Annotated in this window: 9 protein-coding genes; 7 read left to right on the top strand and 2 right to left on the bottom strand. The window is 39.7% G+C overall.

Going from position 1 to position 16837, the window contains the following annotated elements; all coding sequences use genetic code 11:
- Positions 1-179: 179 nt before the first annotated feature.
- The 5 genes from HDC92_RS19935 to HDC92_RS19915 all read left to right on the top strand — a co-directional run bounded on the left by HDC92_RS19935 (position 180) and on the right by HDC92_RS19915 (position 12813).
- Positions 180-365: a hypothetical protein gene (locus HDC92_RS19935; protein ID WP_015807853.1), complete on the top strand. Its 186-nt coding sequence runs from the start codon at positions 180-182 to the stop codon at positions 363-365.
- A gap of 255 nt (positions 366-620) precedes the next feature.
- Complete coding sequence (locus tag HDC92_RS19930; RefSeq protein ID WP_183876817.1) at positions 621-7178, top strand: polyketide synthase; 6558 nt, start codon at positions 621-623, stop codon at positions 7176-7178.
- On the top strand, positions 7105-11193 hold the full coding sequence (locus tag HDC92_RS19925) for a non-ribosomal peptide synthetase (RefSeq protein WP_183876816.1): 4089 nt from the start codon (positions 7105-7107) through the stop codon (positions 11191-11193). Before HDC92_RS19930 ends, HDC92_RS19925 begins: the two co-directional genes overlap by 74 nt.
- An 11-nt stretch (positions 11194-11204) precedes the next feature.
- Positions 11205-11906, top strand: a complete 702-nt coding sequence (locus HDC92_RS19920) for a 4'-phosphopantetheinyl transferase family protein (RefSeq protein ID WP_183876815.1) — start codon at positions 11205-11207, stop codon at positions 11904-11906.
- A 58-nt stretch (positions 11907-11964) separates the two neighbouring features.
- Entirely contained in the window at positions 11965-12813 is an 849-nt protein-coding gene (locus tag HDC92_RS19915; protein ID WP_183876814.1) for a cupin-like domain-containing protein, read from the top strand.
- Between the two features lie 2 nt (positions 12814-12815).
- On the opposite strand, the gene HDC92_RS19910 is transcribed toward HDC92_RS19915, so the two are convergent.
- The gene (locus HDC92_RS19910; RefSeq protein ID WP_183876813.1) at positions 12816-13985 is read right to left on the bottom strand and encodes a glycosyltransferase family 2 protein; all 1170 of its coding nucleotides are present in this window, start codon (positions 13983-13985) and stop codon (positions 12816-12818) included.
- A gap of 3 nt (positions 13986-13988) precedes the next feature.
- Entirely contained in the window at positions 13989-14900 is a 912-nt protein-coding gene (locus tag HDC92_RS19905) for a glycosyltransferase family 2 protein (protein ID WP_183876812.1), read from the bottom strand.
- A 218-nt stretch (positions 14901-15118) separates the two neighbouring features.
- On the opposite strand from HDC92_RS19905, the gene HDC92_RS19900 reads away from it, so the two are divergent.
- Both HDC92_RS19900 and HDC92_RS19895 read left to right on the top strand, forming a co-directional pair.
- Entirely contained in the window at positions 15119-15868 is a 750-nt protein-coding gene (locus HDC92_RS19900) for a methyltransferase domain-containing protein (RefSeq protein ID WP_183876811.1), read from the top strand.
- Between the two features lie 23 nt (positions 15869-15891).
- Positions 15892-16833, top strand: a complete 942-nt coding sequence (locus tag HDC92_RS19895) for a polysaccharide deacetylase family protein (RefSeq protein ID WP_183876810.1) — start codon at positions 15892-15894, stop codon at positions 16831-16833.
- Positions 16834-16837: the final 4 nt, after the last annotated feature.

Genomic DNA, 16837 nt, shown 5'->3' with positions numbered 1-16837 from the left:
TTTCTCTTCCCATTATCTGCCAACTCTTCTATTGAATTGGCTTCAAATTCATTCGGTTGTAGATCCGTTGTCAACCAGGAATTAAATTACACTCAGACCAGCATGATCCTAGCGAATCATTATAAGGTTACACAGGTAAGCGCAGAGGAAAGTTATTTTTTAATTAATTGATTGAATTTATGGCTAAATCTCAGGCTACCTTCATGAAGAAGCAACTGGAAAAAAACAGACAAAAGAAAAAAGAAGATAAAGAACAACGTAAACTGGAACGTCAGCAAAATTCTACAGGTGGAGATCTGGAAAGCATGATGGCCTGGGTAAATGAATTTGGAGAAATTGTGAATACACCTCCGGAGAAGAAATAAAAAAAGCTGCTTTACGCAGCTTTTTTTATAAGGTATAATTCAAAAGCAAGCGGAAATAACAGAAAAGTTACAAACATACAGATCAATAGTATTGGCTTCCGCCAGCTTTACATATCCGTTATCAGTATTTTTTTTAGTAATTTTGGAGAAACAGATAATTAAACAGTATTATTTATCTGGGGAATAGTAGAAAATAAGCAATAAGCTTTTAAATCACTAATTTAACCAATATAATGACAATTTTAAGTCTCTCCAATGCCGGCAGATAATTCCTCCCTACACAGCAATCAGAAAGATCAACTTGTTCATGAGCTTTTTGAAGTGGCGGCTGATCAGCATCCGGATGCTATCGCTGTAATGTTTGGTGACCACTTTATCAATTATCATGATTTAAATGCGAAATCGGATAAACTGGCTGCTGTCATATTAGATCATACACTTGGAGAAGAAATTATAGGCATCAGCACCACCCGGTCTGTAGAGATGATCATTTCCCTGCTGGCCATACTAAAGGCTGGAAAGGCATACCTGCCTTTAGACCCGGCCTATCCTGAACAGCGACTTGAACAGATCATTGCTGATTCAAAAATAAAATCCTGCATTGCCGAAAGCGACAGGCATGACTTTTTTAATGCTCTTGATTTGTCCGTTATTGCCGAAACTACTGAATTAAACGGGGCAGAGAATGCTGTGCGCATACAAAACCCAAATATTTATGTGCTATATACTTCGGGCTCAACCGGCACCCCAAAGGGAGTCTACATGACGCATAAAGCCATGGTGAACCTTATTCGCTGGCAACATGCCAGTTCATTGGCCGCCGTTGGCAGCAGGACATTACAATTTGCACCACTTACCTTCGATGTGTCTTTTCAGGAGATTTTCACTACCCTGACCATTGGGGCAACATTGGTATTGATCAATGATGATTTACGACTTGATCCGGAAAACCTGCTGGCACATATTGACCAATATAAGACAGATCGGATTTTCCTTCCTTTTGTTGCACTTCAGTTCCTTGCGGAAGCAGCCACGAGCACAAAACATTTCCCTGATAGCTTAAAAGAGGTGATGACCGCCGGTGAGCAATTAAAAATTACACCCCAGATCCGGGAATTTTTCAATTCTTTGAGCAGATGTAAGTTGTACAATCAATATGGCCCTACAGAATGTCATGTGGTTACGCAGCTCGAACTGACAGGTCCGGTTAGCGACTGGCCACTATTGCCAAATATTGGTATTCCAATATGGAATACGGCCATATACATCGTTGATGAGGATAAGAACCTGTTACCTGATGGAGAAACCGGTGAGCTGGCCATTGGCGGCTGGGGTGTTGCCGCAGGCTATTTAAACCGGCCTGAACTAACTGCAGAAAAATTTATTAACCTTAAAACAGCCGAACCTGAAAACCGGGTTTACCTTACCGGAGACCTGGCCCGCTATGAGGCAGATGGAACAATTGAATTTTTGGGCAGAAGGGATGATCAGGTAAAAGTAAGGGGATACAGAATAGAACTTGGCGAAATAGAGGCAATTTTAAATGAGCTTAAAGGTATTAAACAGGCTGTAGTAACAGCAAAAAATGATTTAGTCGGTCAGAGCAAATTAATTGCTTATCTGGTTGCGGTTGATACAGGATTGAATACCTCTATTATAAGGACTTATCTGGAAGAACGTCTTCCTGATTATATGATTCCGTCTGCTTTCATATGGCTGGATGATTTCCCTAAAACCAGCAGTGGAAAAATAGATAGGAAAGCGCTCCCTGCCCCTGAACAAAAGCGACCGGAGCTCACTGTACTGTATACACCGGCAAGTACGCTTAAAGAAAAGAAAATAGCAGCCATCTGGGCTACGGTGCTGGAACTGGATAAAGTTGGCATCCATGATAACTTTTTTGAGCTTGGTGGCAATTCTTTACTGGCCGTAAAAACTGTTTCTATGCTGAAGGCCGGCGCACAAATAGATTTACCGATTACCAGGTTATACCAGTTTCCAACGATACATGCTATCCTGAATTACCTGGAATCAGGAAGCAACCTAAATAGAACTAAAAGAAAATCTACTCCTTCAGATACTGCGCAACCTATTGCCATAATCGGTATGGCAGGCCGGTTTCCCGGGGCAGACACCATTGAAGAACTTTGGACAGTACTAAAAAACGGGGAAGAAACGGTTTCTTTTTTTAAGGAGGAGGAACTGGATGAGACCATTCCGAATGAGGTCAGGAAAGATCCCTTGTACGTTAAGGCAAGGGGTATAGTGAAAGATGCGGATTTATTTGATGCAGCTTTTTTCGGCATCAGCCCTAAATTGGCTGAAGCAATGGACCCGCAGCAAAGGATTTTTTTAGAGATCAGCAGGGACGTGTTGGAAAAAACCGGTTACCTGCCTGCTGTATATGACGGATTGATCGGTGTTTTTGCAGGATCGGGAAACAACAGTTACTATCCACATAATGTACAAGGTAATATAGCGCTGATCGATCAACTGGGCAGTTTCCAGGTAATGACAGTGAACGAGAAAGATTACATATCTTCCAGAACCTCCTATCAGTTAGACTTAAAAGGACCCGCGGTAAGTGTATTCTCCGCCTGTTCCACTTCCCTGCTCGCTGTTTCTCAGGCAGTGGAAAGTCTAAGAAAAAACCACTGCGATGTGGCCATAGCAGGTGGGGCGAGCATTTCGTCACCTGTGAATAGTGGTCATCTTTATCAGGAAGGTGCAATGCTGAGCAGAGACGGACATTGCCGTACTTTTGACGAAAATGCTACAGGAACTGTATTTAGTGACGGTGCAGGCGTTGTATTGCTGAAAACACTGGCCAATGCAATTGAAGATGGCGACACAATATACGGGCTGATCAAAGGCCTGGGGGTAAATAACGACGGAAGCCAGAAAGGAAGTTTTACTGCACCAAGTACCGAGGGGCAAGCTGCTGCAATTTCGATGGCCATAGCCGATGCTGATATAGAGGCTTCTACCATTTCTTATGTAGAAGCACATGGAACAGCTACCCCTTTGGGTGATCCTATAGAAATTGAGGGACTTAAACAGGCATTTGGCACTCAACAGCAGCAGGCTTATTGTGCCATAGGTTCCATAAAAAGTAATATGGGCCATATGACGGCGGCAGCCGGTGTAGCAGGGCTGATTAAAACGACACTGGCTTTATACCATAAGCAGCTCCCACCCTCCATTAATTTTGAACGTCTTAACCCTAACCTTGGTTTTGAAGGTTCTCCCTTTTTTGTAAACGATAAACTAAGACCATGGGAAGCGGCCGTACCACGAAGGGCCGGTATCAGTTCCTTTGGAGTTGGGGGTACAAATGTACATCTGGTGGTAGAAGAATATGTGCAGGAAACTAAAAATAAACCAGGTCAGACCGCCAGATCAAAACAGCTGTTTACCTGGTCTGCAAAATCACTGCATAGTTTACAGCAATATGGTAAAAAGCTCAAAAATTATCTGGGAGAAGTTTCTATTGATCTATCAGATGTAGCCCATACCCTGCAGACAACCAGGGCTGATTTTAACTACCGGACCTTTATCGTAGCAGAAAATACTGAAGAACTTAAAAACAGTTTGGACTGGGCTGGCAATCTTGAAGTGCCTCAGTTAAACCAGCTTCCGGGAGAAACAGTATTTCTGTTTCCTGGCCAGGGTGCACAATATATCGGTATGGGGAAAGAACTGTACGACAGTGAGCCGGTTTACCGCCAGGCCATTGATGAATGTGCCGTACTGTTAAATGCTTATCTGGATAAAGACATTCGTAACGTTATTTATGCCAACGAACATGATGAGCTGGCTGTTACAGATTTAAATAACACAAAATATACCCAGCCTGCACTTTTTGTAACTGAATATGCTTTGGCTACATTATGGATGAGCTGGGGAATAACACCTTCTATATTGTGCGGGCACAGCATAGGAGAATATGTTGCCGCTCATCTGGCAGGTGTTTTTTCGCTGGAAGACGCCATTAAACTTGTTGCCTGTCGTGGTTTACTGATCAGTGAACAGCCTGCTGGAAGTATGTTGAGCGTAAGGGAGAAATTTGAAGAGGTAAAATCCATATTGCCATCAGATTTATCAGTTGCTGCCATAAACAGTGATAAAATCTTTGTGGTTTCCGGTACTGATGAAGCTATTGAGGCTTTTCAGGGAGTACTGGATGCAAAAGGCATTCTGAACAAAAAACTATTTACCAGCCATGCTTTTCACTCTGCGATGATGGATCCGGTGCTGGATGATTTTGCCGGAGTAGTTGAAAAAATAAAATTAAACAGACCACAAAAACCTATAGTTTCGACCGTAACAGGGGATTTTTTAACCGACAGGGAAGCCCAAAGCCCGGCATACTGGACCAGACACCTGCGTGAAACGGTTAAATTTTCGGCTGCTATACATACTATACTTGAAATGAGCAATCCTGTTTTAATTGAAACAGGTCCGGGCACAGTGTGTACCACACTCGTATATCAGCAACAAAATAAAAATGCTTTTGCTGCACTTGCCAGTTTAGATCATAAAGCAACAACAGACTCGCTTAAATCTATGCTGCAGGCTCTGGGAAGGGCCTGGCAATTGGGTTTAAAACCCGACTGGACGGCATTTTATAGTGGCAGACAAGGAAATAAAATAGACATACCTACTTACAGTTATCATAAAAAAAGATTTTGGTCGGACTTTAAGCATCCTGCGAGTCCTGAAATCAATGAATCAGAAAATCACAGTAACATGCGGAAAGACACTTTACTTGAAAAAATAAAACAGGTTTTAGAAAATGCATCAGGCATAGAAATGGACGGAGTAAGTGCCCATCAAAGCTTTATGGAAATGGGCCTGGATTCTTTATTGCTTACGCAGGTTGCCATTTCGTTAAAAAATGAATTTAAGTTGCCCATTACTTTTAGAAAACTGCACGAGGAATATCCGAACCTTGGGGCTTTGACAAATTATATATCGCAGCATACAACGGCTGAGGTTAGTGCCGGGCTGCAAAACCATCAGGTTACCAAGCCTGCGTTTCAACAGATGCTTGCCAGCGGTAACGGAAATCCGACGACCGAAAATGGCGCTGTACTGGGACTTCTGGCACAGCAACTGGAAATTTTATCTAAACAGGTGATGCTGATGCAAGGGCAGCAGCAGGACAATGCCATCGTCCTGTCTGACCATTCTCCTGCTGTAACGGTGCATAAACCTGTACAAAACGAGGAGCTGAGCATTTCAGAAAAAAAGGAACTGCAAAAACCATTTGGAGCTACACCAAAAATAGAACGGAGTAGCGATGAGCTTAGCGCCAGACAGCTGAATTTTATTGAGCAGTTAACCGAACGCTACAATAAGAAAACGCAAAAAAGTAAAGTATATGCTGCTGAGAGCAGGAGCTATATGGCCGACCCCAGGGTTGTTTCTGGTTTCAGGCCGCAGACTAAAGAGCTTGTTTATCCGATAGTGGTAAACCGGTCGGAAGGAAGTACATTGTGGGATATTGATGGAAATGAATACATTGACGCACTGAATGGTTTTGGCTCTAACATGCTAGGCTATCAGGCCCCTGTTGTTAAAAAAGCAATGCTGGAACAGATCGAAAAAGGCTATGAGGTGGGCCCTCAGCATGAACTTGCGGCTGAAGTAAGTAAACTGGTATGCGAACTTACAGGTTTTGACAGGTCGGCTTTATGCAGCACAGGTTCTGAGGCCGTACTGGGTTGTATCAGAATTGCAAGAACAGCTACCGGCCGGTCGCTCATTGTTGCTTTTTCGGGTTCTTACCATGGCATTAATGATGAAGTGCTGGTGCGTGGAACAAAGAAACTAAAGTCCTTTCCGGCAGTTGCAGGCGTAATGCCGGAAGCTGTTCAGAATATACTGGTGCTTGACTATGGTACTGATGAATCGCTGGCTATTATTAAAGAGCGGGCCCACGAAATTGCAGCTGTTTTAGTGGAACCGATACAGAGCCGGAGGCCTGAATTTGTACCTGTAGAATTTGTAAAACAACTAAGAGAGATTACCCTGTCATCGGGCACAGCTTTGATATTTGATGAAGTGATTACTGGTTTCAGGATGCATCCCGGAGGTGCGCAGGCCTTGTTCGACATTCGGGCAGACCTGGCTTCGTATGGTAAAGTTGTTGGTGCAGGTGTTCCTATTGGGGTAATTGCCGGTAAAAAAGAATATATGGACGCCCTGGATGGTGGAAGCTGGGAATATGGTGACAGCTCATTTCCGCAGGTTGGAGTAACCTATTTTGCAGGAACATTTGTACGCCATCCGCTCGCCCTGGCTTCGGCTAAGGCCGCCTTAGGGTACATGAAAAAGAAAGGCCCTTTGTTGCAAGAGCAATTAAACGAAAAAGGAAATCGTTTGGCCAGGTTGTTAAATACAGAGATTGAAAAACGGGAATTACCTTTTTTTGCTGCAAATTATGGCTCATTATGGAAAATTAAGTTCCATGAGGAATTGCCTTATACTGAACTACTGTTTACACTGATGCGTGAAAAAGGTATTCATATCCTCGATGGTTTCCCTTGCTTTATTACAGAAGCAATATCTGATAAAAATATAGATCAGATGGTAAAATGCTTTAGTGAAAGTATGGATGAGATGATTGAAGCAGGTTTTTTTAACCAAAAAGAGCAGCTTAACGGCGCTGTCCTAAACAACCGGGTAGTTATCAATTCGGATACCCCTCCTGTTGAAGGCGCAAAACTGGGTAAAGATGCGCAGGGAAACCCGGCCTGGTTTATCAAGGATGAAAAGAACCCTGGAAAATATTTACAAATACAGCTTTAGAAATCTTCAGATAGAAATGCATAATAATTATAATCTTGTAGCTGTCGATTTTAATCCTTTTGAGGGTAATGAAATTGAAAAAGTTGTCATTACCAATGAGCCTCAAAGAGAAGTCTGGCTATCCTGTGTACTGGGTGGCGATGAGGCAAGTTTAGCGTATAATGAGTCTGTATCGCTGGAGCTGAATGGAAATTTTGATCACCTGGCTTTTCATAAAGCGATCCATAGCTTGGTTGAACGTCATGAAGGGCTGAGATCTGTTTTAAGTAAAAATGGCGAAGATTTAATAATATATAAAGAAATAGCTTATGATGTTTATACATCAGACAGCCTATCAGACCTTAGCCCGGAAACACAAGAGCAAGCGCTTAAAAACTTCATCCACGAAGAAATGGGCAAGGCATTTGACCTTTATGATGGTCCGCTTTTTAAGTTTTATGTACATAAGCTTAGTAATACCCGGCACTACTTCAGCCTGATCATTCATCACCTTATAGGAGATGGCTGGTCGCTGGGCATCATACTTGAAGATCTTAGTTTATTTTATAACGCTTATTTAGCCGGTAGGGAACCACATTTACCAAAAGCGGCGCAAATAAGTGATTATGCACTGCAGCAGACTGCTTTTGAGCAGAGCGAAGAACATCAGCTCACCAACGATTTTTGGCTTGACCAGTATAAGCATATTGTGCCGGTTTTGAACCTGCCTTTAGATTATAACAGGCCTGCTGTAAGAACTTACACAGGTACGAGAAATGACTATACCCTGGATGAGCAGCTGCTGGTCCAGATCAAACAATTGTCTGCAAAGACCGGAAGTAGCCTCGTGGTTACCCTAATTACAGTTTTTGAAGTTTTATTGTATCACCGTACCGGACAAACAGACCTGGTGATTGGGTTACCTGCAGCCGGACAGCTGGCAACTGAAAACCTGAACCTGGTAGGACATTGTGTTAATTTATTACCGCTATTGAGCAAAATTGATCCGGACGAGTCCTTTATCAGTTATCTGATAAAACGCAGGTCTGAAATATATGATGCTTATGACCATCAAAGGCTGACATTTAGTGAGCTGATCAGAAAGTTAAACCTGAAAAGGGACAAAGCACTGATCCCTTTAGTCCCTGTTGTTTTTAACGTAGACATGGGGATGGATGAGAAAGTAAGTTTTGATGGGTTAAAGCATCATTTAAGCTCCAACCCCAGAGTTTCACAAACCTTTGAAATCTCATTAAATGTAAATGGGTCTAAAAATGCGCTTACCTTTGAATGGGCATATAATACACAGCTTTTCAAATCGGCCACTATAGACGGGATGATGCAGGAATTTGAGGCTTTATTAAAAAAAGTAACCTCGGTTCCGGATGTGGCCATCCGGGATGCTATAGTTCACGAGTCCCCTTTCCCTGAAACAGCAGTACATTATTGTGATTATCCAAAAGACAAAACCTTCCTGGACATATTCTCAGGACAGGTTACCAAGGGTCCGGATCAAATTGCTGTAGTATTTGAGGGCAGGAAATTAACTTATCTTGAACTTGAGACAAAAGCTAACCAACTTGCAAACTACCTGCTCAATAAGGGTGTAAGAAGTGGGACATTGGTACCCATTTGCATCTGCCCTTCATTGGAAATGTTAGTGGGGATCTTAGGCATATTAAAAACAGGCGCTGCTTATTTACCTATTGATGTTGAATTCCCTGCTAAAAGGATTAGTTATATGCTCAATGAATCAAAATCTGATATCATTATAAGTGATAGCGAAACTTCAAAATCATTTTCTAAAATAACAGAAAAAGAGATCATTTGCCTCGATAACGCAGCAATAAGTATTTGGAAAGAATCGGGAAAAAGGCCTGAAGTTCTAATCTTACCAGATGACCTTCTATACGTTATCTATACTTCTGGTTCCACCGGAAACCCGAAAGGTGTAATGATAGCGCATGGTGCTTTGATGGATTATTTGTTTGGTTTGAAAGAGACCGTATCTGTCCTTAACTCCTGCAAGCAATTCGCGCTGGGTTCTACTATAGCTACAGATCTGGGCAATACCATTTTATACAGTGCACTTATCTTAGGTGCTGAGCTCCACATCTTCAGCAAGAATAATTTTAATGATGCGGATTATGTCCATGAATATTTTGAGAGGCAAAACATTGACTGTTTAAAAATTGTCCCTTCTCATTGGAAGTTTTTGACAAAGTCAAACCGCTCTTTGTTTCCTTCAAAACTGCTGATTTTTGGCGGTGAATTGCTACCCGGTGAATTTATCAGGGAAATCACTGAATCAGGAACAAGTTGTGAGGTAGTTAATCACTATGGACCTACTGAAACAACAATAGGAAAGCTGCTACATAAAGTTGATAAAAACTTAAATTATCCGGTGACTGCTCCTATTGGTAAACCCTTTTCTAATACAACCATTCTGGTACTTAATCAGCATTTGAAATCATGTCCGATAGGGATACCCGGAGAGCTTTATATTGGAGGGGCAGGTTTAGCCAAGGGCTATTTAAATAATATTGAGCTAACCAATAAAGTTTTTGTGACGAATCCGCTCAAACCTCAGGATGGTGCCCGGTTTTATAAAACCGGAGATCTTGTCAGATGGTTAGCAGATGGTAATATTGAATACATTGGCCGTATTGATGACCAAATTAAAATTAGAGGAAACCGAATTGAACTTGGGGAAATCCAGAATGTACTGCAAAAGTTTAAAGGTATTAAACAATGTGCAGTCACTGTAGAAGAACACCCCACTGCGGGTAAAATGCTGGCTGCTTATATCGTAAGCGAACAGGAATTTAATAAAGAAAACATCATTGCCTATATAAGGGATCTCCTTCCGGAATATATGATTCCGAGGCTAATGATGAGGATTGATCAGATTCCATTAACCCCAAATGGGAAATTAGATAAAAGAGCACTTCCCAAAATCGAAAGTCTGATTGAATTCGACAGAAAAGAATTCATTAAACCCCATACAAAAGAACAGGAACTTATTGCCCGTATATGGGCAGACGGTCTTTCTTTAAAAGAGGTAAGTATCAATGATGACTTTTTTGAACTGGGCGGACATTCTCTTATTGCTGTAAAGGTCATGGTAACAATTGAGAAAGAAACTGGAAAACGCCTGCCTCTTGCTGCCCTTTTTGAAAATCCGACCATAGATGGGCTTGCAAAAATGCTGGTTGCTGATGAACAGGAAATAAAATGGGATTCTTTGGTCCCTATTAAAAAGACAGGAAACAAAACTCCAGTTTATCTGATACATGGCGGAGGACTGAACGTACTGGTATTTAACCCATTGGGAAAATACATGGATCCGGAACAGCCAGTTTATGGAATGCAGGCTTTAGGTCTCGACGGAAAAACCGAGTTTCGGTATAATATGGAAGATCTGGCTGATCGCTATAATGCCGAAATACTAAATAATGATCCGATTGGCCCCTACAGTTTAGTTGGATATTCCTTTGGTGGCCTCCTTGCTTTTGAAATGGCTAAAAAACTATTGGCAGCGGGTAAAGAAGTTAAAATGCTTGGCATATTGGATACTTACGCCGGTGGTAAAGATAAAAGTCATAGCACATGGTATAAAATCTATAAAAAAGCATTCCGACAGTTTTATAAGGTGTTGTTTTTTGGTAAAATGTTACTTAGTAATCCAAAGGAAACGCATGATTACCAGGTTTTGGTTTTAAAACGAAAAATAAGAGAATTTTTTAATAAGAAACCAGTAAATCAAGGAGATATGATAAGCTATCTGGATGAGATTGAACGTGCTTATGATATGGCTTCACATAATTATTACATGGAGCCTCTGGCAATTAAAGTTGATCTGTTTAGAGTAAAGAAAAGATTGTATTTTCTTGACGATGCTGTAACATTAGGTTGGAAGGAATATGCGAAAAAAGGAGTAAATATCCATGAAGTTCCGGGCGATCATAAGACTTTTCTTTTTCCACCATACGATAAAGAATTTGCTGAAATACTTCAAAAGGCACTCGACAATTAATTCTAAATAAGATGAAGGACATTTTATTTAATGACGAACCTTCATGGAGCCGCTATAATAAAGATTTAGGCTTAGAAAGGAATGCTATTCATATTTTTAAAATAGAAACAGATAGCTTTTACGAACAGATAAAATTACTTTACAACAATGTTTTATCCGAAGCAGAACTGATAAAAGCCAATCGCTACGCTCAGATCAAGGATAAAAAAAGACATATTGTGAGTAGGTATGCTTTACGGAATATTTTATCAGATTTTACAGGAACAGGGGCATCTTCAATTCAGTTTCTTTATACGGCAGGCAAAAAGCCCTATCTTAAAGAAATAGAATTTAATGTTACCCATAGTAATAATGCTGTATTAATTGCAGTTAGTGATCAACTGATTGGCATTGACATGGAGTACATCAATAAAGATTTTGATTACAAAATTCTGATACCCACAGTTTTTAATCAACCGGAACAGCAATTTATCGATTCGGGTTTAAACAGGCTAATTTGCTTCTACTTATTATGGACCAGGAAGGAAGCCTTCTTAAAAGCAACAGGTGAAGGTTTAACGGATACAATGGACCAGGTAAACTCATTACAGCCAGTTATAACAAGGGGTGATTTGGGTTTCCATGTTAAAAGTTTATTGATAAATGGAAGTTATATGATGAGCCTGGCAACAGAAAACAATAACGATCAGATATATTACTGGAATTATGAATAATTTATTTGGAATGCTGATTATTAGACAGATATTTATATATCGTTTTTAAACTTATCACATGGAAGTACAGAGAAAATCAAATATTAGTTATCAGGAGTTTATGGAAGAGCATCATAATCCGGGAATTCCTGTGATTTTCACTGATGCGACTAAAATTTGGAAGGCCAGTAATTTACTTACACCAGATTGGTTCAGAGAACATTATCCAAATAAACTAAGTGAAGTAAAAAACAAGGATACTGGAGAATTTTATACCATGACAGAGGTACTGGATATGGTAGAGCAAAGCACTACCGAAAAGCCGGCACCTTATCCGCTTACTTTCAACATTACTCACGAGATTCCTGAAATGCTGGATTTACTGACACCATTAAACCTAAATTATGCGAAACCCAACTGGTTGGAAGATAAACTTTTTAAACGTGGCTATTGGGGTGGAGTAACAGAATTGTTCATTGGTGGCCCAGGCGGCAAATTTCCTTATGTCCACAAGGATTATTATCACCTGAGTGCCTGGATTAACCAGCTATATGGTGAAAAGAGATTCACCGTATTTCCACGGGGGCAGGAAGAATTTCTTTACGTAACAGGAAAGAACCAATGGCGTTCTGAGGTCAATATTTTTGAACCTGATTACGAAAAACATCCTAAATTTAAACATGCCACTCCAATTAGTTTTACCGTAGGCCCTGGAGAGACTTTATATATTCCATTTGGGGTTTGGCATTCGGCTTACTCTCTTACTCCTACAATTTCTGTTGCTTTTGACCAACTGAACAGTAAAAACTTCTCGCCGTTCATGAAAGACGTATGGCATTTTAAAAAGCAAAATGGAAAGACAAAAGCGTTAGCGGCTTATGCTTATGCTTTGATGTCGGGCATCAGGTGTAAGCTAAAGGAAAGTTAAAACTATTTCCTCTTCGATTTTTCCCAGGCAGCACTTTGGTTCTTTTTTAAATATCTGATTATACCCGCAATTACCGCATAATTCATAAGGCAAAAATAATAAGGGATAAAAAGCACCTTGATGCGCATGTTTCTACTTTCAAAGAACAGCCCTAACAAACTGAGAAAATAAAACATAATTTGTGCAGCAAATAGGATTTTGTAAAGCATAGCCCCCCCATTGGCAACAATAAAGCCATTCAATACTAAAGTTGCAATTAGTAAAAATGGTGTAACTGTCCATCTTAAAACCCTGTGGCTAAAGTATTGAAAGGTGAGTACCGGATAATAAAAAGGATTAGCTGCTTTTGCTAAACGGAGAATGGATTGAATGCCCCCTGCTGCTATCCTTACTTTTCTTTTCAGTTCTTCTTTGGTGTTGGCTGAAGCCGTTTCCATTGCATAAGCATTGGGTTCGTAAGCAATGATATAACCTTTTTCAGCAATTCGCATCGCAATCATGTGGTCGTCAATAATGGTATCTGATTCTACCGGCTGGTAAAGAATAGTCCGTATACTGAACAATTCTCCAGCCGCACCTACATTGGAATACAACTCGTAATCCCATTTTTTAAGTGCGGATTCATATTTCCAGTAAAAGCCCTCTCCTGCTGAACTGGCATCGGCTTTTTCTTCTACCAAAATTCTCTTTTCTCCTGCCACTGCTCCCACTTTATCGTTCTGATAATGTTTTACCAGCTCAAGGATGGCATCTTTATTCAAAAACGTATTTGCATCTGTAAAAATGGTAATTGCTCCGTTAATATAAGGCATGGCTCTTTTTATCGCAGCCATTTTACCTGCACGACCATCCTGATGCAATAAAGTAATCCCCTCAATGTTCCTCAATTTTTCGGCTGTACCATCGGTAGAACCATCTGTAATAAATATGATCTGTATTTTATCTTTCGGATAATTAAGTTCCAGTGTATCATTCAATTTATTGGTAATGATAGCTTCTTCATTATAGGCGGCGATAAGGAGACTGACTTTAGGCAGCTCATCTGGCAAAGCGTTAAAAACCCGGGGCCGGGTGAATATTCTTTTTATCTTAATAAGGATAAATAACACCAGGCCATATCCAACAAAGGTATATATGATGATGAAAAGACAAATCCAGAAAGCTATGATCATATTTTATATTTTAAAGCCAAGTTTATGGCTGTTTTTTGAATTGGTAAAATTCCAAAGTATTCCTTTAAAAACCCATTTTATTAAATCTGTCCTGCCTTTTGAAAGGTAAACAATAATTTGCTTGGCACAGGCAAACAACAGATAATAGATGCTAAATAATAATGTATTAAGCATGCCCGTATTTCTTCTGATAAAAAGCATCCGGTTACGGGTCATGAAATAGGTTTTGATGCTGCTCTCCTTTCCTACACTGATTGATTCTTTATGATAAATTTTGGTTTTACCTGTAAACCAGATTTTTTTACCTGTTTTTTTAAATTTCTCACACCAGTCCAGCTCTTCATAGTACAAAAAGAAATGTTCAGCCATCAGGCCAACAGCATTCAGATCTGCTTTACGACACATCATTGCTGCCCCATGGCAGTATCCAGTTTCCCTGCTGTCCAAATCATACTGTCCCCTGTTGGTTTCCATGCTTCCTATCCCCCGGTTTCTGCAGGTAAGGTAATTCATGGGTGTAAAACCTGCATATTGAATAAGCTCTGGCTGGTCAAAGTATAAAATCAAGGGCGACAACATCCCGATTTCCGGATGCTCCTCAAACTCTGCAATCATTGTTTCAATAAAGTTTTCCGTAATTTCAGTATCATTGTTCAGCAGCAAAAGATAATCTCCTTTGGCTATTTCAATTCCCAGGTTATTACCACCGGCAAATCCGAGATTTACAGCTGACCTGATGTAAACCAGTTCCGGATAAACCGCTTTATACGCGTCTTCATGATCTTCCCTGCTCCCATTGTCGACCAGGATAACCTCTACATTTTTTTCAGGAGTATTTTCTTTTACAGATTTAAGAAAATCTATAGTTACTTTGGGTTGGTTAAAATTTACTGTGATGATAGAAGTCGTTTTCATTTTCGTAAATGTAATTATATGTTTTTTAAATTTTATTAAAATCCATTCAAGACAAATACTTTTATAGCTGCGTTCAAATCGTGTTGCGATACTTCAAATTATTTTTCTTAAATTTTAACAACTCTTATTATAATTAATTAGCTTAGAGGCTAGTTTTGTAAACACCTTTAACACGGCCGTATTTAAAATTTTGGATAATATTGACCTGATTTCCTGCAATGATTAATAATTTAAAATCTACTTTAAGAAAGAACCTTCCGGTTTTTTTAAAACGTTATATAAATCGTATTGGCTTATATCCAGGATTTGTCCCTCCACAGGGCAAAATCAGTTGGGGAGATTTTAATTCTGTAGTACCGTTTAGTAATGATTTTGGTTTTGATCGTGGGGGTGCTGTGGATCGTTATTATATTGATAAATTTTTGACTGAACAATCCGTTCATATCAAAGGTAATGTTTTAGAGATCGCAGATAACGCATATACTTTGAAATATGGTGGTAACAATGTTATAAAAAGTGATGTATTACATTTAAATCCCGGAACACCTGGAGCTACTTATATTGGGGATTTAAGTAAAGGTGAGCATTTACCTTCGGACCATTTTGATTGTATTATACTTACCCAAACCTTACATCTTATTTATGATTATACATCAGCACTCAAACATTGTTACCGAATCCTTAAAAAGGATGGAATATTACTGATAACAACTCCGGGGATAAGCCAAATCGATCGGGGAGAATGGGGTCAATACTGGCTATGGTCATTTAATGAGCACTCTATGAAGCGTATTTTGACAGAGCTATTCCCTGCTAACAGTTTTCAGATACAAACTTATGGTAATGTATATGCAGCCACAACTTTTTTATATGGGGCTGGACTGTCTGAAGTGGATCAATCAAAGCTTGATGTAAGGGATACAGCATATAGTGTCATTGTTGGCATTCAATTAAAAAAACAGGCTTAATGTTACGTTCGTTGCTATACAGAGTGAAAAATAAATTTGCTCGCCGTGGTGTAGTATTGATGTATCACCGGATAGCAAAACCTATATCGGACCCCTGGGACCTTGCTGTTAGCCCTGAAAATTTTGAAGAACATTTAAAGGTGTTAAAAGCCTATAATGTAATTTCTGTAAATGAATTGGCTGATATACTTGCCCAAAAAAGCAAAATGCAGACCAATACCGTTGTTGTTACTTTTGATGATGGCTATCGCGATAATTATTTAGCGGCGAAACCCCTACTTGAAAAATACAATATCCCGGCAAGTTTCTTTATGACGACTGGCTCTATTGGAAAGCAAAAGGAATTCTGGTGGGACGCACTAGAACGCATTTGTTTGCAATCGGCTAAGCTACCTGATAAATTAACACTTGAGGAGCCAGATAAAATTTCATGGGATATTGGCAATTCTGATATCATTAATGTGCTAAGTCCACTTGATTTGTATTTAAAACTTTGTGACATTGTTAGAAAAATGCCTGCAATAAAACACCAGGCGTTTATTAAATTCCTTGAAACATGGGCAAATAACATCAATGAAAGGCCAGCTTATTTTACAATGGATGAAAAAGAATTGTTGGACCTGCAATCAAACAAACTCTTTACCATTGGTGCGCATACGGTAACACATCCGTTTTTACCAAATTTTTCATGCGATTATCAAAAAAAAGAAATACAGGAAAGTATTAACTTTTTGAAAGATTTAACAGGAGACGAAATTAACTACCTGGCATATCCTCATGGTGGGCATAATCAATCTACCATGGATATAATGTCGCAGCTAAACCTAAAGCTTGCTTTTACTACAAATGCAGCCTGCTTTACAAGTAAAACTTATGCTTATACCATTCCGCGTTTTCAGGTTAAAAACTGGGATGGCGATACATTTGTTGCAGAACTTAAAAACTGGATGAATCAAATATTTTAATTAA

Origin of the sequence: Pedobacter sp. AK017 (genome assembly GCF_014200825.1) — a bacterium.
Classification (GTDB): Bacteria; Bacteroidota; Bacteroidia; order Sphingobacteriales; family Sphingobacteriaceae; genus Pedobacter; species Pedobacter heparinus.
The sequence above is the reverse complement of the archived record's forward strand: the minus strand, read 5'-3'. Positions and strand labels throughout refer to the sequence as shown.

Bases quoted from the DNA above. Each gene is read 5' to 3' on its own strand.
- HDC92_RS19910 (WP_183876813.1), bottom strand. From the start codon at position 13,985: ATGATCATAGCTTTCTGGATTTGTCTTTTCATCATCATATATACCTTT.
- HDC92_RS19920 (WP_183876815.1), top strand. From the start codon at position 11,205: ATGAAGGACATTTTATTTAATGACGAACCTTCATGGAGCCGCTATAAT.
- HDC92_RS19925 (WP_183876816.1), top strand. From the start codon at position 7,105: ATGCGCAGGGAAACCCGGCCTGGTTTATCAAGGATGAAAAGAACCCTG.
- HDC92_RS19905 (WP_183876812.1), bottom strand. From the start codon at position 14,900: ATGAAAACGACTTCTATCATCACAGTAAATTTTAACCAACCCAAAGTA.
- HDC92_RS19900 (WP_183876811.1), top strand. From the start codon at position 15,119: ATGATTAATAATTTAAAATCTACTTTAAGAAAGAACCTTCCGGTTTTT.
- HDC92_RS19915 (WP_183876814.1), top strand. From the start codon at position 11,965: ATGGAAGTACAGAGAAAATCAAATATTAGTTATCAGGAGTTTATGGAA.
- HDC92_RS19935 (WP_015807853.1), top strand. From the start codon at position 180: ATGGCTAAATCTCAGGCTACCTTCATGAAGAAGCAACTGGAAAAAAAC.
- HDC92_RS19930 (WP_183876817.1), top strand. From the start codon at position 621: ATGCCGGCAGATAATTCCTCCCTACACAGCAATCAGAAAGATCAACTT.